Here is a 20,717-nt window from a genome sequence, read left to right on the forward strand (position 1 = left end):
ATCTAGGTGGCGCGCCCGAACTGGCGCCGTCCCCAGGGAATGATCATCCAGATGCGCTCGTGGAGATAATACCAGAGGATCTTGGTGATGATCTCGGTCCCAGCAATCGAGCCTGCAATCTCGGGCCGTCCGGTCATGAACCAACTGATGGCGAACGTGTCGAGCGTCCCGAGGATCCGCCAGCTCACGGCCTTGAGGACCGACCTCAAATGGGTTTCCGCCCCGCGAAACAACGCCACAAGGTGCCTCCCTGCTTTGGCATTCCGGGGATAACCACGCGGACACCGCGCCTCAGGTTCCCCCTGTCACAAATCCACTCATGGACAGAACCGCCGAATGCGTGCATTTTTGCTTCAGGAAGGCTTTCAAAGCCTTTGATTTGACTAGTAAATCTGGAAATCGAGACGGTCACCGCAGCCGTCCCTTGTTTCTTTCAAATATTGAGGACGCGAAAATGAGAATCCTTGTCGCGATGGCTGCGATTTTCGCGCTAGCGGGCGCTGCGTCGGCGGAAGCGCAGGATTGCAAGACGCTGACGGATCCGGCCGCGCGGCTCACGTGTTATGACAAGATCAACCCGCCAATCGCGACCTTTCCGATCCCGTTGCCAAAGCCCGCACACCATATTCCCCTGACGCGCCCCGATGGGACGCAAGGCAGTGCGGGCCCTGATGTCCCGGACAGCGCGGAGGACGCCGAGGTAAACGCGAGGATGAACAGCATCTGCCGCGGGTGCTGACGATGCGGGACCGCCTGTGTTGTTTTGAGCTGTTTCTTCGACTTGTATCCGCGAACACCCATTGATCGGGGCGCGCCGCATATGCGACGAAATGTTGTTGTGCGTATGACAATGCGTAGCAAGGCATAGCGAGGCTTGAAAAATGGCCTATGTGCGACTGAGATGAACCTGCTTACATCCCTCCCCACCGTGATCGGCACGGCCGCGGTTGCCCCCGCGCTGCTGATCCTGTGGCTTGTGGTTGCGGCAGGCGAGCGACCCGGTCCGCCGTTGAAAGTCTGGACTGCCTTCGCCCTTGGTGCGGCCAGTATTCTTTTGCTCGGCATCATCCGCGCGCCCTTTGCAAACCTCTTCGGTGCTCCAGCCGATCCGTGGCTCGCGCAAGCGCGGCACGCGGTGTTCGGTGTCGCGCTGCCGGAAGAGACCGTGAAGATCCTGGCAATCGCGGCGGTCTCGCTGCGGCGGCGACCCTTCGCCGATCCCATGGACACGGTGGTCTACGGCGCGGCCGCGGGCCTCGGCTTTGCGGCCTATGAGAACCTCGCCTATCTGGTCGAGCATGCAGACATGTGGCGCGCGCTCGCGGCCCTGCGCAGCGTGCTGACCGTGCCGTTTCACGGCGCGCTCGGCGTCATTGCCGGCGCCTATCTTGCGATTGCACGCAGCGGCACCGCGCTCGGCGCCCATCGCTTCCACCGCGATTGGGCGCGACTATCCAGCTACGCGCTGATGCTGGCCGGGCCGGTCGCGCTGCATGCCGGTTTCGATTTTCCGCTGCTGATGCTGCAACAAGACGACGGGCTCGATCCCTCCGCCCGGCTCTGGCTCGGGCTCGCCAGCGTCCTGATCGGCTTCTCCTCGATCGGCTTTGCCATGCGCCTGGTGCGGCGCGTGGCGCACCATCACGCGCCGCGCAGCGATCTCGACCGCGAGCGGTTGAGCCAACTCCGCAAGATGTGGGCGGCGCTGGTCGGCGGCGGCGGCGCCGGATTCATCGGGCTCGTTTTCGTGCTGACCTCGGTGCACCACTGGCTGCTCAACCCCGACCGCAACCTCGCCTTCGTGCTGATCCCCATCGGGCTTGCCTCGATCGCGCTCGGTTGCGCACTGCTCGTCGTCACGACCGCGATCTATTTCGCCGGGCGCAACCGGATGCGGACCGCGGCTGAGGGCTTTTCGTCGATGGCCGGTCGCGGCTAAGATTGTACCCGATCGAGACACCCCCCGCGCTGTATCGGGAGAGCCCCCATGACCATTCCTGACGACTTGAACAAGCTGCAAGCCAAGGTGAGCGAAGCCATGCGCAGGCATTGGAAAGCCTTCCTGTTCGAAGGCGTCCTGCTTGCCATCCTTGGGCTTGCCGCGATGATCGTACCGCCGCTCGCGAGCCTTGCGGTTACGATCTTCCTCGGCTGGATGTTTCTCATCAGCGGCGTCGCCGGGCTCGCGGCCACCTATTGGGCGCGGGCGCTGCCGGGCTTCTGGTGGTCGCTGATCTCGGCGGCGCTGGCGGTGCTCGCCGGCGGGATATTGTTGGCGCGACCGATGCAGGGCGTGCTGACGCTGACGATTGTGATCGGCGCCTATTTCGTAGCCGAGGGCGTCGCCACCATCATGTACGCGCTGGAGCACCGCCGCGAATTGTCGGGGCGATGGTCGTGGCTCCTGGTCGCAGGGTTGATGGACATCCTCATCGCGTTCCTGATTATCGGAGGCCTGCCGGGCTCGGCGCAATGGGCGATTGGGCTTCTGGTCGGCATCAACCTCTTGTTCGGCGGCGCCACCCTGATCGGCATGGCGCTGGCCGCCCGCAATGCGCCCTGACGTTTTTGGCGTGTTTTGGGGGATGACACGGCGCCCAGCCTGCGCTATGAGGAGCGCCATGATCAACCGCGCCACCAGCTATGTTTGGTATTTTAGCTACGACAGCTCGCTGGCGGTGGGAGGATCGCGCTCAATCTGAAGAATTGCAGCAAGACATCCGAACAAGCCGCCGGACCTGGCGGCTTTTTTTGTTGGCCGGCAGGTCGTTTTCCAAGCAAGGAGCCTGCCGTGTTAAGCACCACCGATGATCTTCGCATCCGCGAATTGAAGGAACTGAGTACGCCCGAAGAGGTGATGCGCGAGATCCCGCGCACGCTGACAGCAACCCGCGTCGTGATGAGCGCGCGCAACGTCATTCACGCGATCCTGCACGGCGCCGACGACCGTCTGCTCGTCATCGTTGGCCCCTGCTCGATCCACGATCCGATGGCCGCGGTCGAGTACGCCTCGCGTCTGGCGGCCTTGCGCGAACGCCTTGCCGACCGGCTCGAGATCGTGATGCGCGTCTATTTCGAAAAGCCCCGAACCATCGTCGGCTGGAAGGGACTGATCAACGACCCCGATCTCGACGGCAGCTTCGACATCAACAAGGGCCTGCGGCTCGCGCGCAACGTGCTCTCGGCCGTTAACAATCTCGGCCTGCCGGCAGGCGCCGAATTCCTGGATATGACGACACCGCAATATCTCGCCGATCTCGTGACGTGGGCCGCGATCGGCGCCCGCACCACCGAGAGCCAGATCCATCGCGAGCTCGCCTCCGGACTATCGTGCCCGGTCGGCTTCAAGAACGGCACCGACGGCGATGTGCGCATCGCGGCCGAAGCCGTGAAATCCGCCTCGCATCCCCACCATTTCATGGCGGTGACCAAGGGCGGACGCTCGGCGATCGCGGCGACCGCGGGCAACGAGGACTGCCACATCATCCTGCGCGGCGGCCGCGCGCCGAACTACGATGGTGCGAGCGTCGAAGCGGCGGCAGCCGAGCTTCTTCGTGCCGGCGTCAGGGAACGCCTGATGATCGATGCCAGCCATTCCAACAGCGGCAAAAAGCCGGAGAACCAGCCGAAGGTGGTCGCTGACATCGCGCAGCAGGTCGCCGGCGGCGAACGGCGCATCATGGGTGTTATGATCGAAAGCCATCTCGTCGCCGGACGCCAGGACGTGGTGCCGGGCGTGCCGCTCACCTACGGCCAGAGCATCACCGACGGCTGCATCGACTGGGAGGCGACGGTGGGCGTGCTTCACCAGCTTGCGGACGCGGTGACGGCACGGCGTACGACAACGCGCGCGACGTACGAAGAAATCTCGGCATAAGAATTGCGGCGGGGCACGCGCTCCGTGTGCCCCGCTGCGAGCGCTAGCACCCGCGGCAGATGCTCTTGATCTTCTTGTCGAGCAGCGCGTCTTCCTTGTTCACGGGATCGTTCGGATTTGAGAGCTTGCTCTCATCCGGCACGTCGCTCGCGCGCGGCTGACGGTGGCCGACCGGCGCCTGTGGCACGCCGCCGCCCTTGGTCATGCTCGAATGCGCGTTGCCGCCCTGCGCTACGGCCGAGGGCACGCCGATCAGCATCAGGAGCGCCATCGAGATGATGATTTTCTTCATGTTGCTCCTCCACTCCTGTTTGAACGCGCACCGCGGCTTCAGGGTTGCGGCGGATAGAGATGAACCTCACCGCAATAATCCGTGATACGATAGCGCGTTTCTTCCCTTTCTTCACCTGCGCCGGCAAGAGAATCCTGTGGCGAAAGGTAGCCCGGCCCGACCGGCGATTTGCCGCTCCCGCCCGGAATATCGAGGACGTATTCCGGCTGACACAGCCCTGACACCCGGCCGCGCAGGCGTCGCATCAATTCCCGGCCGTGCGCCAACGTGGTGCGCAGGTGCGCGGTTCCCGGCGCGAGATCGCCGTGATGGAGATAGTAGGGCTTGATGCGGCATTCAACGAAGGCGCGCATCAAGGCTTCCAGCGCCGCCTCGCTGTCGTTGACGCCGGCCAGCAGCACCGACTGGCTCACCATGGGAATGCCGGCATCGACGAGGCGCGCGATGGCCGAGCGGACGCTTTCGGAAAATTCGCGGGCATGATTGGCGTGGAGCGCGACCCACGTCGTCACGCCCTCGACGCGGAGCGCGGTTACCATTTCGGCGCTGATCCGCAGCGGATCGGCCACGGGCACGCGGGTATGAATACGGACGATCCTGACGTGATCGATCGCGGCAAGGTCAGCCATGATCCGACCGAGCCGCCGTGGCGAGAGCATCAGGGGGTCGCCGCCGGTCAGGATGACCTCCCAGATTTCGGAATGCGCGCGGATATAGTCGAGCGCGGCGGTGTAAGCGCCATCCGATAGGACGCTCTCCTTGCCTAGCCCAACCATCTCGCGCCGGAAGCAGAAACGGCAATAGACCGCGCAGACATGCACGAGCTTGAACAGCACGCGGTCGGGATAGCGGTGCACGATGCCGTGAACTGGCGAATGCGCGTCATCGCCGATCGGATCGGGGCGTTCGGTGGACTGCGCGACCAGCTCGGCGGCAGTCGGAATAAATTGCCGCGCGATCGGATCGTCGGGATCGTCGACGTTGATCAGGCCCGCGATTTCGGGCGTTATCGCGACGGCATAGCGTGCGGCAACCTTCTCCAGATCGGAGAGATCAGCAACGCGCGCCAGCCCATGAGCGACGAGTTCTCTCGGCTCACGAAGTGTTTGCGCAACATTGATTCGGCTCATGTCTCACCTGCGGGTGGCGTCCACACCACCTGATCGATCCGAAGCGCGCCACTTGCCAGCATCACCAGCCGGTCGAAACCGAGCGCAACCCCGCTTGCCTCCGGCATACGCGCCACCGCGGCCAGAAATTCCTCGTCCAGCGGATAGCGCTCGCCATAACGGCGCGCCTTTTCCCCCATGGCGAGATCGAAGCGGCGGCGCTGCTCGGCCGCGTCAGTCAACTCGCCAAAGCCGTTGGCAAGCTCGACGCCGCAGGCATAGACCTCGAACCGCTCGGCCACGCGCGGATCGGACGCTTTGGTGCGCGCCAACGCTGCCTCGGGAGATGGATATTCAAACAGGACCGTCAAGCGCCCCTGCCCCAGCTTTGGTTCGACATGCTCGACCAACAGCTTGCTGAAGATATCCGACCAGGTATCGTCATCGGCGATCCGCACCTTGCCACGCGCGGCGGCAGCCAACGCCGCGCGGTCGCCCTCACCACCCTTCACCGTGGCAAGCAGGTCGAGGCCGGCAAAGCACCCGAACGCCGCGGCAACCGTCAGAAGCTCAGGCTCGGCACAAGGGTCGCATTCACGCCCGCGAAACGCAAACCGCCTGATGCCAGTCGCCTGCGCGGCATGGGCAATGACCACGACGGTATCGGCGATGATCGCGTCATATGCGCTTCCGGCGCGGTACCACTCCAGCATGGTGAATTCCGGCAAATGAAGATCGCCACGCTCGCGGTCACGAAACACGCGGGCGAACTCGAAGATCTTGCTCTCGCCGGCCGCCAGAAGCTTCTTGCAGGCAAATTCGGGCGACGTCCGAAGGTATCGGGTGGCGCGGCTGCCGTCTGCCCGCAACAGCTCGGTGCGTGGTGCATGCAAATGGGTTTCGTTGCCCGGCGAAACCTGCAGAATGCCGGTTTCGACCTCGACGAAACCCTGGGCGTCGAACCAGGCCCGGATTGCCTGCGCAACCGCACCCCGCGCGTTCAGGAACGGCCGGATATCGGCGTGCCGGGAAGCCGACCACCAAGGCGAAAGCTGGTCGTGATCAGCCATTAACAAGCCGCCCGAAGGAACGCAAAAGGCTGGCGCAAGCGGCCAAAATCAGTATGTTGCGCCCCGAATTCGCTTCGGGCGCCACTCGGTGCCCCCGTCCTGCCGGGTGCAGGGCCGCAACTTCGGGAAAATCAACTTTGAGAGTCATCGCCAGTTCTATCCGCAAGGGCAACATCATCGAGCAAGACGGCAAGCTTTACGTCGTTGTGAGCGCCGAGAACATCCATCCCGGCAAGGGCACGCCCGTCAGCCAGATCGAAATGCGCCGGATCAGCGACGGCGTGAAGGTATCCGAGCGCTACAAGACCACAGATCAGGTTGAAAAGGCGACGGTAGAAGAGCGCAATTTCACCTATCTCTACGAAGACGGCGACGGCTTCCACTTCATGAACCCCGAGACCTACGACCAGGTCCAGGTGTCCAAGGATATCGTCGGCGATGCAGCAGCCTATTTGCAGGAAAACATGACCGTCAAGCTGTCGCTGCACGAGATGAACCCGATCGCGCTGCAATTGCCGCAGCGTGCAACCCTTGAGGTTGTGGATACCGAGCCCGTCACCAAGGGCCAGACCGCCTCGTCCTCCTACAAGCCCGCCGTGCTCTCCAACGGGGTCCGGACCGCGGTTCCGCCGCATATCACAACCGGCACGCGGATTGTTGTCATGACCGAAGATGGGTCTTACGTGGAGCGCGCAAAGGATTAAACTACGCCCCCGGGAACGATCGCGCCGAGGGGTCGACGCACGTGAGTGGCAGGGTGGTTGGGCGGGTTAGGCGATGGCTGGCAATGCTGGCCCTGCTTCCGGCAGGCGCCGCGCCCATTTCTGCGCAAGACTTTCAAACACCTTCGGTGACCGCGGTTCGCGTCGAGTGGCGCGCGGTGCTGGACCAGCTTCGTACCGAGCTTGACGCGGCGCCAGCCGCCGCCTCGAATTTCACCTTCGCCAGCCAGCGCCGCCTCGGCCCGTCCGATCCGCGATCAATGCCGGCGCTGGTGCAGCTCAGCGGCGTCACCTCGCAGATTTTCAACGGTATCGGACAGAGTCCGGTACCAGTGCTGCTGCCGTTCGACACCGCCTCCTTTCTTGACGCGCGGCTGAATGGGGCCGATCCGGAGCGCTCGCTGTCGCGCTTTCAGGCGGATTTCCGCCCCGTCGATCTCTTCGATGCCGGCCCATCCGGCTATGACGCGGTATTCTCGCTTGAGCCCGGCGCGGGAAGCGGCCTGCCACCGCGGACCTTCGCCAAGCCGGTCGAAGTGCAGATCACTGGCTCGCTCCTGCTCTACGACGTCGCCGATCCGCAGGGCGGCAAGGGCGAGCCAGTCAAATCGCTGTCGGCGCAATACCCGGATCTGAGGCGCTTCATCCGCGAAGGCTACGTGCGCTATGCCTTCAGCCGCTTCGGCGTGCCGTATGTGGTTTCGATCCAATGCCTCGATTCCACGCCAAAGGCGCGGCGGCTCGCCTGCCGCGAAGCCTATCCGATTGCCGAACGTTTCCTGAAAGCCTTGCGGATTACGGGTGGCCTGCCGACCCGGCCGCGACTCGATCTCCCCTCCCAGCCGGTGGAGCGGCCGCTATCGCGCTCGGACGACTTCACCTATCGCCCGCCCGGCGACATCATCGCCGGCACCGGCTATCACCATCAGAGCGGCCGCGCCGACTTCAACGCCTATTCGCAGATCCGCTTTCCGCTGGAGGCGCCGGCCTATATCCATTCGCAGAAGCGTCATTCCGGCGCGGACAAGTCGGATGCGCCGAACAGCGGCTATCCCTGGCGCGACAATTTCTGCGAGGCGCGCAGTTTCAGCGTCGGGCAATGCGCCAATGGGTATGGCCATCAGGGCGAAGACGTTCGCCCCGGCGCCTGTCCGGTCCGCGTCCAGGGCGGCTGCGACCCGAAGCGGCAACCGATCTTCGCAGTCCGCGATGGGGTTGTGATCCGCTCGCCCAAGCAGCAGGCGGCGACACTGCAGATCAACACCCGCAACGAGCACATCCGCTTCCGCTACATGCACATGAATCCGTCGGCGATGGATGCCGATGGCCTCCTCAATGGACGCCACGTCGCCGAAGGGGAGCAGATCGGCGTGGTCTCGAACTATCTCGATCATCCCAACGGCACCACGCGCCACCTGCACTTCGACGTGCAGGTGTTCACCCGCGACGGCTGGATCTGGGTCAGTCCCTACGTGACGCTGGTCTCAGCCTATGAACGGCTGATCGGTGGCCGCGGCCGCGAGATCGGCCCCGAAATCGCCGCCGCGCCTGAGGTTGCGCACGCCAAGCCGGACGATGCCGCGCAATCCGAGTTGCAGGAAGGCGCCGAGAATTAGACCGCTCGTGGCGGTATTCCGGCGCGGAATTTACGACGAGAATCGCAGGCTCACGCGACCTTTTCGCCGGACCCGCTATTCAAGGAAAGTGGTGAGCTGGGCGCCCTCATCGGCGACAAACACGGCAATCAATTCCGCCGGCTCCGTCTTGCTCGCATTGGCCGACACCATATGCGTCGAACCCGGCGGCTCGAAGAAGGACTGGCCGACCCCGAACGTCTCGACGGGGCCGCCGCCGAGTTGCGAACGGATTTCGCCCTTCGTGATATAGGCCGTCACTGAACCGGCATGGCGATGCGGACGCGTGAAACCCCCGGGTCCATAGGACACGCGAACGATGGTGACCCGTTTGCCCGGGACGTTCGGTAGTGCGTACGAGGCGATCAGCTCGACCTTGTCGAGCGCCGATCCTTCGGCGTTGTTGGCCGCGCAGAGAGGCACAAGGGCGGTCGAGATTGTATCCATCATCGGCTGTAGTGATTTGCCGGCCAGCGCCGCGCACACAAGTCCGGCGGCAATCGCAAGCATCATCGGCCGCAAAGGACGCGCGAGCCCAAAGCCCAGTGCAGGTGCCATCGATGTCATGAGTTCTGTTCTCCAGATCGTTGCTCAACCCAGAGCGCGATGGAATCGGGATGAGTCGCCATCGCGCTCTGGATTCTGTTTGCGCATGATCTTTTCGGAAAACCGCTGCACACTTTTCCGGATCATGCGCTAGTGACGGCTCTCAAGACGCTGCGGCGCTGGCGGGCTTCTGCCGCGCCGGGGGCGTCCAGCGGTATGCGACGCCGTAGCGATTCCAGGCATTGATGACGCCGACTGCCGATGTGAGATACGCCAGTTCCTTCTCGGAAAACTCGGTCGTCGCCTCCGCGTAGACCTCATCGCTGACGCCGTGGCCGAGCTGCGTCAGCGCTTCAGTCCAGGCCAGTGCCGCGCGCTCGCGCCTGGAGAATTGCGGCGCCTCGCGCCAGACCACGACGAGATTGAGCTTGTCGATGGGCACGCCGAGTTTCTCGGCTGCCAGAATATGATACTGCAAGCAGAAGGCGCACCCGTTGATCTGCGAGGCGCGTATCTTGATAAGCTCGAGGAGCTGCTTGTCGAGACCGGCCCTGCCGGCAAGCTGGCTTAGCGCCTGCAGGGCTTCGTAGATGTCGGGAGCGATCTGCTTGAGTTGACCATTCTGCCGGCGAGCGTATGACATCTCAATCTCCTCTGTTATAAGGCCTCTGACATATTATAAGAGCCCTTATATGAAGCGCAATAATACGATATCGATCTCATCGCGACGATCTGCGAAAGCCGCGAGGCGGCAAAAAACCGGCTCGTTGAAAGGATCGCCCCGCGACCGCAGGGCCGGAGCCGCGCCCTCGCAGCCGGACAGTATCCGCCCGCCGCCGCCCGGCCAGGGCAAGCGCGGCGAGCAGGGCTATTTCGGCTATCTGTTGCGGCAGGCGGCCGCCGCCTCACGGCTGACGCTGGAGCGCTCGCTCGCCGAGCTTGGCGCCACGCCGCCGCAATTCGTGGTTCTGACCATGCTGAAGGCCTATCCGGGGCTTTCGGGCGCCGACCTTGCCCGGATCGCTCTGCTCACGCCGCAGACCGTGGGGGTCATCATCAGGAACCTGGAACGCGACGGCGCCATCCGCATGACGCCTCATCCGGTGCACGGGCGGGTGCTGCAATGGACCCTGACCCGGCGCGGCCTGGCGCTTCTGGATAAGTGCCGAAAGCACGCCATGGCGCTGGAGCGGCGGTTGGCCGCTGGGCTCAACCCGCAACGGCAGGCCACAGTGCGCCGCTGGCTCGCCAAGATTGCCGCAGATTTGCAGCAATGAAGCGGCATCACGCCGCAAGTCCGTTTTGGTAAGTCTGTTTTGCCGCTGTTGTCCTTGCGCCGGTAGACTGCCGCCATGGGACCATCTGATTCCCTGACGACCCCTTCCCGCCGCGCCCTGATCCGCGCGGGTCTTGGCGCGACCGCGCTGCTGGTAACGCCACCGGCCGCGCGTGCGGCGCCGCCCGGCTTCGACCGATGGCGGGACGCCTTCCGCGCCCGTGCCCTCGCCAAAGGCATTTCGCAAGCCACCTGGAACCGCGCCATGGCCCGGGTCGAGCCTGACACGAGCGTGTTCAAGGAATTTCAGAACCAGCCGGAGTTCACTGAAGAGACCTGGCAATACATCAACCGCCGTGTCTCCGATTGGAGAATCATTCACGGCAAGATTGCGCTGAAGAAGAACGAAGCGCTGTTTGCCCGGATCGAGAAGGATTTCGGCGTCGAGCGCGGCACGCTGCTTGCGCTGTGGGGCGTCGAGTCCGCCTACGGCGACCCGCTGGTGCAGCAGCACTACATGCGTCCGGTCTTTCCTTCGCTCGCCGCGCTCGCCTGGAATGCGCCGCGCCGCAAGGCCTATTGGCAGAGCGAGTTGATCAATGCACTGCGGATCGTCGACCGTGGCTGGAGCACGCCGGAGCAGATGCGTGGCTCCTGGGCCGGCGCCATGGGACACACGCAATGGATGCCGGAAGTCTGGCTTAATGTCGGCATCGACTATGACCACGACGGCAAGATTTCGCCGTTCGGCAAGCCCGATGACGCGCTGGGATCAACCGCAAAATTTCTCGTGGACCGCGGCAGATATCATCGCGGCGAGCATTGGGGCTATGAGGTGCGCGCAAGCGGCGGGGGCAACGCTGCAAGCCGCACCTATGCGGCCTGGGAGAGCGCCGGCGTCACGCGCGCCGACGGCCGGCCGTTTCCGCAGCCGAACGCGAGCGCGCGGCTCTGGACGCCGGTGCCAGGCGGGCCTTCGTTCCTGCTGGGACCAAACTTCTATTCGGTGAGGAGCTATAATCCATCGATGAATTATGCGCTCGCCATCGTCCATCTCGGCGACCGCATCCTGGGTGGACCGGCGTTCCTCCAGCCATTCCCGGGCTCGGAGCGCACGCTGACGCTTGCCGAAGTCCAGGAGATGCAAACGCGCCTCACCAGGGCCGGCTTCGATACCGGCGGCACCGACGGCCGCGCCGGCAACGACACCATGAAGGCGGTCCGGGACTTTCAGATCAAGGCGGGGATCACACCGGCCGATGGCTATGGCGGCTTGAAAGTGCTGGCGCGGTTGCGGCAGGGTCCGTAAAGCTCGCAGCATCCACCCGCGTCATCCACCCGGAGATCCCATGCGTCCCGCCACCTCGGCCACCACCGTTCTCGACTCCCTCCTTTTCCGCGACGCCTTTGGTACGCCGCGCATGCGCGAAGTCTTTTCCGACTACGCGCTTGTCAGCCGCTACGCCGAGGTCGAGATCGCGCTGGCGAAGGCGGAGGCGAAATGCGGTGTCATTCCCGCCGACGCTGCCGAGGCGATCGCAAAGCGTACCGACGTTTCGGTGCTCGACTTCGAGCTGTTGCGGACGGAAACCGACAATGTCGGTTATCCGATCCTGCCGCTGGTGCATCAGATGGCCAAGCAATGCGGCGATGCCGGCCGCTATGTGCATTGGGGCGCGACCACGCAGGACATCATGGATACCGCCGTGGTCCTGCAGGTGCGCGAAGGTTTGAAGCTCATCGAAGATGACATCACGGCGCTGCGCGGCATTCTCGCCAATCTCTCGCGGCGCCACCGCGACACGCCGATGGCCGGCCGCACCCATCTGCAGCAGGCGCTGCCGGTCACCTTCGGCTACAAGACGTCGATCTGGCTTGCCATGTTCGACCGCCATGCCGAGCGGCTGGAGCAACTCAAGCCCCGCGTCCTAGTCGGTCAGTTCGCGGGCGCGGCCGGCACGCTCGCCTCGCTCGGGGATAAAGGCTTTGATGTGCAAGCGGCGCTGTGCGAGGAGCTTGGTCTCGGCGTGTCCGTCTCGACCTGGCATGTCGCACGCGACGGATTTGCAGAGGTCGTCAATCTCCTCGCACTGGTGGCGGGGTCGCTCGGCAAGATCGCCCTCGACATCATGATCATGGCCTCGACGGAATTCGCCGAGGTCTACGAGCCCTTCGTAAAAGGGCGTGGTGCATCCTCGACCATGCCGCAAAAGCGCAATCCGATCTCTTCCGAGCTGGTGCTGGCGGCTGCAAAGGCTGTGCGTCAGCATGCCGGCCTCATGCTCGATGCGTCGATCCAGGATTTCGAGCGCGCCACCGGTCCTTGGCATGCCGAATGGATCGCTGTTCCCGAAAGCTTTGTGCTGACGGCTGGCGCGCTGCACCAGGCCAAATTCGCGCTCGGTGGCCTTATCGTGGACGAAGCGCAGATGGCCAAAAATCTCGACATCCGCCGCGGGCTGATCGTCGCGGAAGCCGTCATGATGGGCCTTGCGCCGCAGCTTGGCCGGCAAGAGGCCCACGACGTCGTTTACGACGCCTGCCGCCGCGCCAATGAGGAGCACATCTCCTTGAAGGACGCACTGTCATCCGACGCGAAGGTCACTTCACGCATCGATCGCGCAACCATAGAGCGGTTGACCTCGCCAGGTAACTATCTCGGGCTCGCGCCGCAAATGGTCGACCGCGTGCTGGCATCAAAGCAGCGCGAAAACTGACTTCGCTCACGGCTGGCGCGCGGCCGCTCCTGCATACATGCCGCCGTCAATGACGAGCTCGGTGCCGGTCACGTAGCGCGAGGCGTCGGAGGCGAGATAAAGCACGCCAGCGGCGATATCCCACGCTTGGCCGGCATAGCCGAGCGGCGTCGCCAATTTCGCGCGCTCCTCCGGATCGATCGGGGCATTGCGGCCGTTACCGGCCGCCCCTGTTGGAATCTTGCCCCAGATCGGCGTATCGATGATGCCGGGGTGCACCGAATTGACGCGGATGCCGTCGCCGAAAGACGCGCATTCCATCGCGATCGCCTTGGCAAACAGCCGCACGCTGCCCTTGGTCGCGCAATAGCCGGCGAGCGTCGCCGAACCGCGCAAGCCCGCCAGCGACGACATCATGATGATCGAGCCGCCGCCGCTCTTGCGCATCAACGGCAGGCCATATTTGACGGACAGGAACACGCCGTCGAGGTTGATCGCGGTTTGCCGGCGCCAGTCGGCCAGCGACATCTCCACGATCGACGGCACGGCAATGCCGATGCCGGCGTTTGAAACCAGGATATCGAGCCGGCCGAAGCGCTTCTCGACGTCGGAGATCACGTCCGCCCAACGCGGCTCGCTGGTGACATCCTGTTGCAGGAAGATCGCCTCATGGCCGGCTTTCCTGATGGAGGCTACGACCTCCGGACCTCTCAGCTCATCGATGTCGCTGACGATGACGGCAGCGCCCTCCTCCGCCAGCAGCTCGGCGACTGCCTGGCCGATGCCCGACGCTCCACCCGTGACCAACGCAACCTTGCCCGCAACCTGGCCTGCCATGTCCATCCCCGATTTTTCTTGAGATTATCTGATCATCGCCGGCCCCTGATCGGGCACGGCGACATCGAGCACGCGAAGCTGCACGCGCTCCGATCCCTGGTAGCGGTCGACGGCGAGCGAGCCTGCGACATGCAGCACCTGCCCGCGCTGCGCGACCAGCGCGTTGCCGAGCCTCTGGCCGATCGAACGAAAGGCGATGCCATTGACGATGGCGCCATCGCCGGACTTGAAGCGCAGGCGCAAGTGCGCTTGTCCCACTTCGTCGGCGAACACGAGCTGGTGCGATGGCAGCGCCAGCACCGGTTCGGGATTGCCGCTGCCGAAGGGACCTGCACGGCTTAGCGTCGCGGCCAATTCGGGCGTGGCGCCGCGTGCGCTGATGGCGCCGTCGATGAACAACTCGTTGACGTGGCACGACTGGGCGACGTCATGCGCGAGCACGTCCTCCATGTAGGCGCGAAACTCCGCGAGCCTTTCCTTGCGAAGCGTGACCCCGGCGGCCATCGCATGCCCCCCACCCTTCATCAACAAGCCGTCGGCCACCGCCTGCCGTACCGCCATGCCGAGATCGACGCCACCGATCGAGCGGCCCGAACCGGTGCCGACGCCGCCAGGCTCGAGCGCAATCGCAAACGTGGGCCGCCCAAATTTTTCCTTCAGCCGCGCCGCGACCAGTCCGACCACGCCGGGGTGCCAGCCCTCGGATGCCGTGACGATCACCGAGCCCTTGTCCTCGGCGCCGAGCGAAGCCAGCGCCTCGGCTTCGGCCTGGGCTTCGGCGGCCTGCTCGATGACGCGGCGCTCACTGTTGAGCCGGTCGAGCTCGGTGGCGATCCGCGCTGCCTCCGAAATATCACCTTCCAGCAAGAGACGCACGCCGAGATCGGCGCGGCCGATACGGCCGCCGGCATTGATACGCGGGCCGAGCAGGAAGCCGAGATGCCAGGCTTCCGGCGGACCGTTCAGCCGCGACACATCCATCAGCGCGGTGTGGCCGATATGGTCACGACGGCGCATCGCAATCAGGCCTTTCGCGACAAAGGCGCGGTTCAGCCCAATCAGCGGCGCGACGTCGGCGACCGTGCCGAGCGCGACGTGATGCAACATGCCGAGCAGATCGGGCTCCGGCATCTCCGCGGTCCAGAAGCCGCGGTTGCGCAGCTCGCGATTGACCGCGACCAGTGTCACCAGTGTAAGCCCAACCGCCGCGAGATGGCCGAGGCCGGAGAGATCATCCAACCGGTTCGGGTTCACCAGCGCGTCGGCTGGCGGCAGCACTTCGCCGGGCTGGTGGTGATCGATGACGACGACCGACAGACCGAGACGTTTCGCCTCGGTGAGCGGCTCGATCGAGGTGGTGCCGCAATCGACCGCTATGAGCAGCGTGGCGCCCTTGCCTGCCAGCGCGCGCACGGCTTCTGTGTTGGGGCCATAGCCCTCGAACAGCCGGTCGGGGATATGGATCAGGGGATCGAGGCCACAGTGACGCAGATGCCAAGCGAGCAGCGCCGCTGAAGTCGCGCCGTCGACGTCGTAGTCGCCGAAGATCGCGACCTTCTCGCCCCGCACCGCTGCGTCCGCGATGCGCTTTGCCGCCGCTTCCATATCGGTCACGGTGTAGGGATCCGGCATCAATTTGCGGATAGTCGGATCAAGAAAATCCGCGACCGCGTCGATCGCGACTTCGCGGCTGGCGAGCACGCGCGCCAGCATCTCCGGCAGTTGATGGCGCTGCGCGATCGCGAGCGCCCGCGCCGCGCCCCGCGCGTCAAGCCGATCCCGCCAGAGCTTTCCCGTAAGCGAATGCTGCACGCCGAGAAAAGCGGGCTGGGATTCGACAGGCAATACGGTTGCGGGAAGCGTCATGGCTCCTTCCGGAAATGGGGACTTGACGCGGATTCGCAACCATCGTGCCCCGGACGCCTCGCCCCGCGCAAGCGCCCGACGACCCATCAGAACGCTATCAACAGCGCCGGCTCAGCAGCCCATTTTGTCGGCGACGCCGCCAAAATCCCCGGCGACGATGTCCCAGTCGCCCTTGGCTTCGAAATCATATTTCTGCAGCGGACCATATTCGGTCGGCCGCGCCACGAAGGCGGTCTTCAGTCCCTGCTTCTGCGCGGCCTTGAGGTCATGGTTGTGCGCGGCGACCATCATCACCTCGGCCGGCTTGAGGCAGAGCAGCTTCGCGGCGCCAAGATAGGTCTCGGGATCGGGCTTATAATGCTCGAACAGCTCGGCCGACATGACGAGGTCCCACGGAAGGCCTGCGAACTTCGCCATATTGGTGAGCAGCGCGACGTTGCCGTTCGAGAGCGGCGAGATGACGTATTTTGTCTTCAGCCGCGTGAGCCCGGCGACACTGTCCGGCCAGGGGTGCAGCCGATGCCAGCCCATGGTGAGGTGATGCAGGTCGGCGTCGCTCAATCCCTTGATGCCGAGCTGTTCGACCAGCTTCTCCAGCGAGCGGCGATGCAGCACGTCGAGGATGACATAGCCGTCCTGCGGGTTCTTGCGCACCACGTCCATCGAGGCGGCGTAGACCGCGCGCCAGCCGTCGACGAGCGCGGTCCAATCGGCTTTCGTGCTGTTGGCCTCACCCCATTTGGTGAAGTCGTTGATCAGGCTCGTGCGCCAGTCGACGACGGTGCCGAACACGTCGAACACCAGCGCCTTTACCCCTGAGATATCGGACATGTTTGCTCCCTGCCCATTTTTCTTGCTTCTTGCTGTCATTCCGGGGCGATGCGAAGCATCGAACTATGGTGTGCAGTTGCGCACCTGAGAATCTCGAGATTCCGGGTCTGCGCTCCGCGCATCCCGGAATGACAGTGCTCATTTAATCGAGATGAAACTTGTCCAACTGCCGATGCTCGGCCTTGATGTAGCGCACCGTCCCGGTAACGGAGCGCATCACCACGGTTTCGGTTTCGTACACGCCGTCTTTTCGAAACTTGACGCCGGTTAGCAGCGAGCCGGTGGTAACGCCGGTCGCCGCGAACAGGCAGTCGCCGCGCGCCATGTCCTCGATGCCGTAGACCTTCCTGGGGTCGGTGATGCCCATCTTGTGCGCGCGTTCACGCTTCTCTTCGGTGTCGAGGATGAGGCGGCACTGCATCTGGCCGCCGATGCAGCGCAACGCCACCGCGGCCAGCACGCCCTCCGGCGCACCGCCGGTGCCGATATACATGTCGACGCCGGTCTCTTCCGGTGTCGCGCAATGGATCACACCGGCGACGTCGCCGTCGGTAATCAGCCGCACCGCAGCACCCGTCGAGCGCACGCCCTGGATAATCTCGGCGTGGCGCGGACGGTCAAGCACCAGCACGGTGATCGCCGAGGGGTCGACGCCCTTGGCCTTGGCGAGGCGTTTGACGTTATCCGCTGGCGAGGCGTCGAGCTCGACCACGCCCTTCTGAAAGCCCGGACCAACAGCGATCTTCTGCATGTAGACGTCGGGCGCGTGCAGCAACGTGCCCGCATCGGCCATCGCCATCGTCGCGATCGCGCCAGGCATGTTTTTTGCGCACAGTGTAGTGCCTTCGAGCGGATCGACGGCGATGTCGACCTGCGGACCGGCGTTCAGTCCGACCTTCTCGCCGATGAACAGCATCGGCGCCTCGTCGCGCTCGCCTTCACCGATCACGATGGTGCCATAGATCGGCAGCTTGTTGAGTTCGCGGCGCATGGCGTCGACCGCGGCCTGGTCGGCGGCCTTCTCGTTGCCGTGCCCCCGCAGCCGCGCCGACGACACCGCGGCACGTTCGGTGACGCGGACGATTTCAAGTGTCAGAATGCGCTCGAGCAGTAGCTGCGGCGGAACGGAAATATGGGTAGACATCAGCGCACTCCCTCAAGCGTTTACTAGCGAACTATCAAGCTAGCCCGCCAAACAATTCCCCAATGCACGACAAGGTTCGCTCGCGCATCAATTCTTTTCGATTCGGATCACCTGCGGCCGGCCAGAGATCACCTTGTCGCGCTGCACGGCGGCGAGCGCGCGATACACGGCGTCCTCATGGGTGGCGTAGGTAATCAGAAGCACGGGCACCTGCGATCCTTTTCCGGCCGATTTGCCGACGTCGGCGCCATTGGCATGGCGCTGCACGATGGATTCGATCGAAATCTTCTGCTCGGCAAGGTGCGTAGCGATCGTTGCCGCGGTGCCGGCGAGATCGCGCGCCATCAGGCGGATATAGTAACCGCCCTCATGCCGCTCCATCGGCGCCTTTTCGGTGGCACGCAGGCGCTCGACCGGACGCCCGAACGGATTGACGCGAACGCCGCGCGCGACATCGGCGATGTCGGCGACCACCGCGGAGGCGGTCGCGGCGCCCCCGGCGCCAGGCCCGACCAGGGTGATCGGCGGAATGCCCTCGCCGTCGATCGTGACCGCATTGGTCACACCCATCACCTGCGCAATCGATGACGACTTCGGCACCATGGTCGGATGCACGCGCTGCTCGATGCCCTTGGCCGTCTTTACGGCAACGCCAAGCAGCTTCACGCGATAACCGAGATCGGATGCCGCGCGAAGGTCTTCCGGCGAGATCGACGAAATGCCTTCGACGTAGACGGCGCTTTGCGCGACCTTGGTACCGAAGGCGAGGCTTGCGAGGATGGCGAGCTTTTGCGCGGTGTCGTGGCCATCGACATCGAAGGACGGATTGGCTTCGGCATAGCCGAGCCGCTGCGCGTCCTTCAGGCATTCGGCAAACGACAATCCCTCCTGCTCCATCCGCGTCAGGATGTAATTGCACGTGCCGTTGAGGATGCCATAGACGCGGTTGATGCCGGTGGCGGCAAGCCCCTCGCGCAGGGTCTTGATCACGGGGATCGCTGCACCAACCGCAGCTTCGAAGTTCAGCGCTCCGCCGTGCTTCTCTGCCGCCTGTGCGAGCCTGATCCCATGCTTGGCGATCAACGCCTTGTTGGCAGTGACGACCGACTTGCCGGACTTCAACGCTGCTTCGACCGCCGACAGAGCGGGCTCGCCGGCGCCGCCCATCAATTCAACGAAGCAGTCGATATCCTCGCTCGTGGCAAGGGCGACCGGATCCTTGACCCAGGCGATGCCACGCAGGTCGAGGGAGCGCTTCTTCGCCTGCGAGCGCGCAGTCACGGCGACGACGCGCACGCTACGGCCGGCGCGCGCGGACAACGCCTTGCCTTCGTTTTCGATCAGGCGGACGACTTCGGCACCGACAGTGCCGAGCCCCGCAATGCCCACCTTCAGGGGTGCGACCATCGGTTGCGAACCTAACGGATAAGGATTAGCGCCGGTTGGCGAGAGGAACCACGTTGTGCAACGTTTCGATGCCGCTTTCAAGGAACCGGCGCACACCGCGGGCGGCCTGGCGGATCCGCTGTTCGTTCTCCACCATCGCGATCCGGACATAGCCCTCGCCATGCTCGCCAAAGCCGACACCAGGCGACACCACCACGCCGGATTTCTCCACCATCAGCGTTGCGAACTGCATGCTGCCGATGCTTTCGAACGCCTTGGGCAGCGGTGCCCAGGCGAACATCGAGGCCTCCGGCGGCGGAATGTCCCACCCCGCACGGCCGAACGATTCCACCAGCGCGTCGCGGCGCTTGCGGTAGGTCTCGCGCATCTCGCGGATGCAATCCTCTGGCCCGTTGAGGGCCGCGGTTGCCGCGACCTGAACCGGTGTGAACGCGCCATAGTCGAGGTAGGATTTCACCCGCGCCAACGCGGCAATGATCCGCTCGTTGCCGACCGCAAAGCCCATGCGCCAGCCGGCCATCGAAAACGTCTTTGACATCGAAGTGAACTCGACAGTCACGTCCGTCGCGCCGGGAACCTGCAGCACCGACGGCGGCGGATTCTTGTCGTCGAAATAGACCTCGGCGTAAGCGAGGTCGGACAGGATGAAGATCTCGTGCTTCTTCGCAAACGCGACGAGGTCACGATAGAAATCGAGGTCCGCGACATAGGCGGTCGGGTTGGAGGGATAACAGACCACGATCGCGATCGGCTTCGGAATCGAATGAATGATCGCGCGCTCAACGGCCTCGAAGAATTGCGGCGTCGGCTCCGACGGCACCGAGCGGATCACGCCGCCCGCCATCAGGAACCCGAACGCGTGGATCGGGTAGCTCGGGTTCGGGCAGAGGACGACGTCGCCCGGCGCGGTGATGGCCTGCGCGACATTGGCGAAGCCTTCCTTGGACCCCAGTGTCGCAACGATTTGCGTTTCCGGATTGAGCTTCACGCCAAATCGGCGCGCGTAGTAGGCGGCCTGCGCCTTGCGCAAGCCTGGAATGCCGCGCGAAGCGGAATAGCGGTCGGTCCGAGGCTTGCCGAGGGTCTCCTTCAGCTTCTCCAGGACGTGGGGCGGCGCGGACAGGTCCGGGTTGCCCATGCCGAGGTCGATGATATCGGCGCCGGCATTCCGCGCGGCCGCCTTGGCCCGGTTGACTTGCTCGAACACGTAAGGCGGCAGGCGGCGGATGCGGTAAAAATCTTCCATGGGTCCTCGGGCTCCGGCAACCCCGGGGGATGCAGAGTAGCCATTCCTCCGGAATTTCCGGAAGAGATGGCGTCGCCCAGAACCTTCGCCAAGTCAGACACTTAGCGCAATTCCGGAGGCAGCTCCTCAAATCACCCCTGACGGTTGAGTGGCTCTTTTTACCA

The 20,717-nt window shown here is 64.2% G+C and carries 21 protein-coding genes; 9 read left to right on the forward strand and 12 right to left on the reverse strand.

What is annotated here, in order from left to right:
* Positions 1 to 2: 2 nt before the first annotated feature.
* Positions 3 to 209: a DUF2061 domain-containing protein gene (locus VKR55_RS16125; RefSeq protein ID WP_324404902.1), complete on the reverse strand. Its 207-nt coding sequence runs from the start codon at positions 207 to 209 to the stop codon at positions 3 to 5.
* A 110-nt stretch (positions 210 to 319) separates the two neighbouring features.
* On the opposite strand from VKR55_RS16125, the gene VKR55_RS16130 reads away from it, so the two are divergent.
* The 4 genes from VKR55_RS16130 to VKR55_RS16145 all read left to right on the forward strand — a co-directional run bounded on the left by VKR55_RS16130 (position 320) and on the right by VKR55_RS16145 (position 3,877).
* Entirely contained in the window at positions 320 to 739 is a 420-nt protein-coding gene (locus tag VKR55_RS16130) for a hypothetical protein (RefSeq protein WP_324404903.1), read from the forward strand.
* 162 nt (positions 740 to 901) lie between these two features.
* Positions 902 to 1,939, forward strand: coding sequence for a PrsW family glutamic-type intramembrane protease (locus VKR55_RS16135; protein WP_324404904.1), 1,038 nt, complete (start codon positions 902 to 904; stop codon positions 1,937 to 1,939).
* Between the two features lie 48 nt (positions 1,940 to 1,987).
* On the forward strand, positions 1,988 to 2,563 hold the full coding sequence (locus tag VKR55_RS16140) for an HdeD family acid-resistance protein (protein ID WP_324404905.1): 576 nt from the start codon (positions 1,988 to 1,990) through the stop codon (positions 2,561 to 2,563).
* 228 nt (positions 2,564 to 2,791) lie between these two features.
* Positions 2,792 to 3,877: a 3-deoxy-7-phosphoheptulonate synthase gene (locus VKR55_RS16145; RefSeq protein ID WP_324404906.1), complete on the forward strand. Its 1,086-nt coding sequence runs from the start codon at positions 2,792 to 2,794 to the stop codon at positions 3,875 to 3,877.
* Positions 3,878 to 3,920: 43 nt separating this feature from the next.
* On the opposite strand, the gene VKR55_RS16150 is transcribed toward VKR55_RS16145, so the two are convergent.
* Genes VKR55_RS16150 through epmA form a run of 3 tightly spaced genes read right to left on the reverse strand, consistent with a single transcriptional unit; the run spans position 3,921 to position 6,348 of the window.
* On the reverse strand, positions 3,921 to 4,169 hold the full coding sequence (locus VKR55_RS16150) for a hypothetical protein (protein ID WP_324404907.1): 249 nt from the start codon (positions 4,167 to 4,169) through the stop codon (positions 3,921 to 3,923).
* A gap of 38 nt (positions 4,170 to 4,207) precedes the next feature.
* Positions 4,208 to 5,299, reverse strand: coding sequence for a lysine-2,3-aminomutase-like protein (locus VKR55_RS16155; protein WP_324404908.1), 1,092 nt, complete (start codon positions 5,297 to 5,299; stop codon positions 4,208 to 4,210).
* Positions 5,296 to 6,348, reverse strand: coding sequence for an EF-P lysine aminoacylase EpmA (epmA, locus tag VKR55_RS16160; RefSeq protein WP_324404909.1), 1,053 nt, complete (start codon positions 6,346 to 6,348; stop codon positions 5,296 to 5,298). The genes VKR55_RS16155 and epmA overlap by 4 nt, the downstream gene beginning before the upstream one ends.
* Before the next feature lie 137 nt (positions 6,349 to 6,485).
* Between epmA and efp the strand changes: the two genes are divergently transcribed.
* Positions 6,486 to 7,052 (forward strand): elongation factor P, encoded by a 567-nt coding sequence (gene efp / locus VKR55_RS16165; RefSeq protein WP_324404910.1) that lies wholly within the window; start codon positions 6,486 to 6,488, stop codon positions 7,050 to 7,052.
* 83 nt (positions 7,053 to 7,135) lie between these two features.
* Positions 7,136 to 8,686: a peptidoglycan DD-metalloendopeptidase family protein gene (locus tag VKR55_RS16170; RefSeq protein ID WP_324404911.1), complete on the forward strand. Its 1,551-nt coding sequence runs from the start codon at positions 7,136 to 7,138 to the stop codon at positions 8,684 to 8,686.
* 75 nt (positions 8,687 to 8,761) lie between these two features.
* Here VKR55_RS16170 and VKR55_RS16175 read toward each other — a convergent pair whose 3' ends face one another.
* Positions 8,762 to 9,271 carry a cupin domain-containing protein gene (locus tag VKR55_RS16175; protein ID WP_324404912.1) on the reverse strand — a complete coding sequence of 170 codons (510 nt, stop codon included), beginning with the start codon at positions 9,269 to 9,271 and terminating at the stop codon, positions 8,762 to 8,764.
* Positions 9,272 to 9,413: 142 nt separating this feature from the next.
* A complete protein-coding gene (locus tag VKR55_RS16180; RefSeq protein WP_324404913.1) occupies positions 9,414 to 9,893 on the reverse strand; it encodes a carboxymuconolactone decarboxylase family protein in 480 nt (159 codons plus the stop codon).
* 124 nt (positions 9,894 to 10,017) lie between these two features.
* On the opposite strand from VKR55_RS16180, the gene VKR55_RS16185 reads away from it, so the two are divergent.
* From VKR55_RS16185 to VKR55_RS16195, 3 genes are all read left to right on the forward strand, one after another.
* A complete protein-coding gene (locus VKR55_RS16185) occupies positions 10,018 to 10,527 on the forward strand; it encodes a MarR family winged helix-turn-helix transcriptional regulator (protein ID WP_324404914.1) in 510 nt (169 codons plus the stop codon).
* A gap of 75 nt (positions 10,528 to 10,602) precedes the next feature.
* Positions 10,603 to 11,835 carry a lytic murein transglycosylase gene (locus VKR55_RS16190; RefSeq protein ID WP_324404915.1) on the forward strand — a complete coding sequence of 411 codons (1,233 nt, stop codon included), beginning with the start codon at positions 10,603 to 10,605 and terminating at the stop codon, positions 11,833 to 11,835.
* A gap of 40 nt (positions 11,836 to 11,875) precedes the next feature.
* Positions 11,876 to 13,243, forward strand: coding sequence for a class-II fumarase/aspartase family protein (locus VKR55_RS16195; RefSeq protein ID WP_324404916.1), 1,368 nt, complete (start codon positions 11,876 to 11,878; stop codon positions 13,241 to 13,243).
* A gap of 6 nt (positions 13,244 to 13,249) precedes the next feature.
* Here the strand turns inward: VKR55_RS16195 and VKR55_RS16200 are convergent, their stop codons facing one another.
* The 6 genes from VKR55_RS16200 to VKR55_RS16225 all read right to left on the reverse strand — a co-directional run bounded on the left by VKR55_RS16200 (position 13,250) and on the right by VKR55_RS16225 (position 20,553).
* Positions 13,250 to 14,059: an SDR family NAD(P)-dependent oxidoreductase gene (locus VKR55_RS16200; RefSeq protein ID WP_324404917.1), complete on the reverse strand. Its 810-nt coding sequence runs from the start codon at positions 14,057 to 14,059 to the stop codon at positions 13,250 to 13,252.
* 24 nt (positions 14,060 to 14,083) lie between these two features.
* Entirely contained in the window at positions 14,084 to 15,925 is a 1,842-nt protein-coding gene (gene recJ / locus VKR55_RS16205) for a single-stranded-DNA-specific exonuclease RecJ (RefSeq protein ID WP_324404918.1), read from the reverse strand.
* A gap of 111 nt (positions 15,926 to 16,036) precedes the next feature.
* Positions 16,037 to 16,756, reverse strand: coding sequence for a haloacid dehalogenase type II (locus tag VKR55_RS16210; protein WP_324404919.1), 720 nt, complete (start codon positions 16,754 to 16,756; stop codon positions 16,037 to 16,039).
* Between the two features lie 142 nt (positions 16,757 to 16,898).
* Entirely contained in the window at positions 16,899 to 17,900 is a 1,002-nt protein-coding gene (glpX, locus tag VKR55_RS16215; RefSeq protein WP_324404920.1) for a class II fructose-bisphosphatase, read from the reverse strand.
* 87 nt (positions 17,901 to 17,987) lie between these two features.
* Positions 17,988 to 19,307, reverse strand: coding sequence for a homoserine dehydrogenase (locus VKR55_RS16220; RefSeq protein ID WP_324404921.1), 1,320 nt, complete (start codon positions 19,305 to 19,307; stop codon positions 17,988 to 17,990).
* Positions 19,308 to 19,332: 25 nt separating this feature from the next.
* Positions 19,333 to 20,553 (reverse strand): LL-diaminopimelate aminotransferase, encoded by a 1,221-nt coding sequence (locus VKR55_RS16225; protein WP_324404922.1) that lies wholly within the window; start codon positions 20,551 to 20,553, stop codon positions 19,333 to 19,335.
* Between the last annotated feature and the right edge of the window lie 164 nt (positions 20,554 to 20,717).

It is taken from the genome of Bradyrhizobium sp., from assembly GCF_035309285.1.
GTDB lineage: Bacteria > Pseudomonadota > Alphaproteobacteria > Rhizobiales > Xanthobacteraceae > Bradyrhizobium.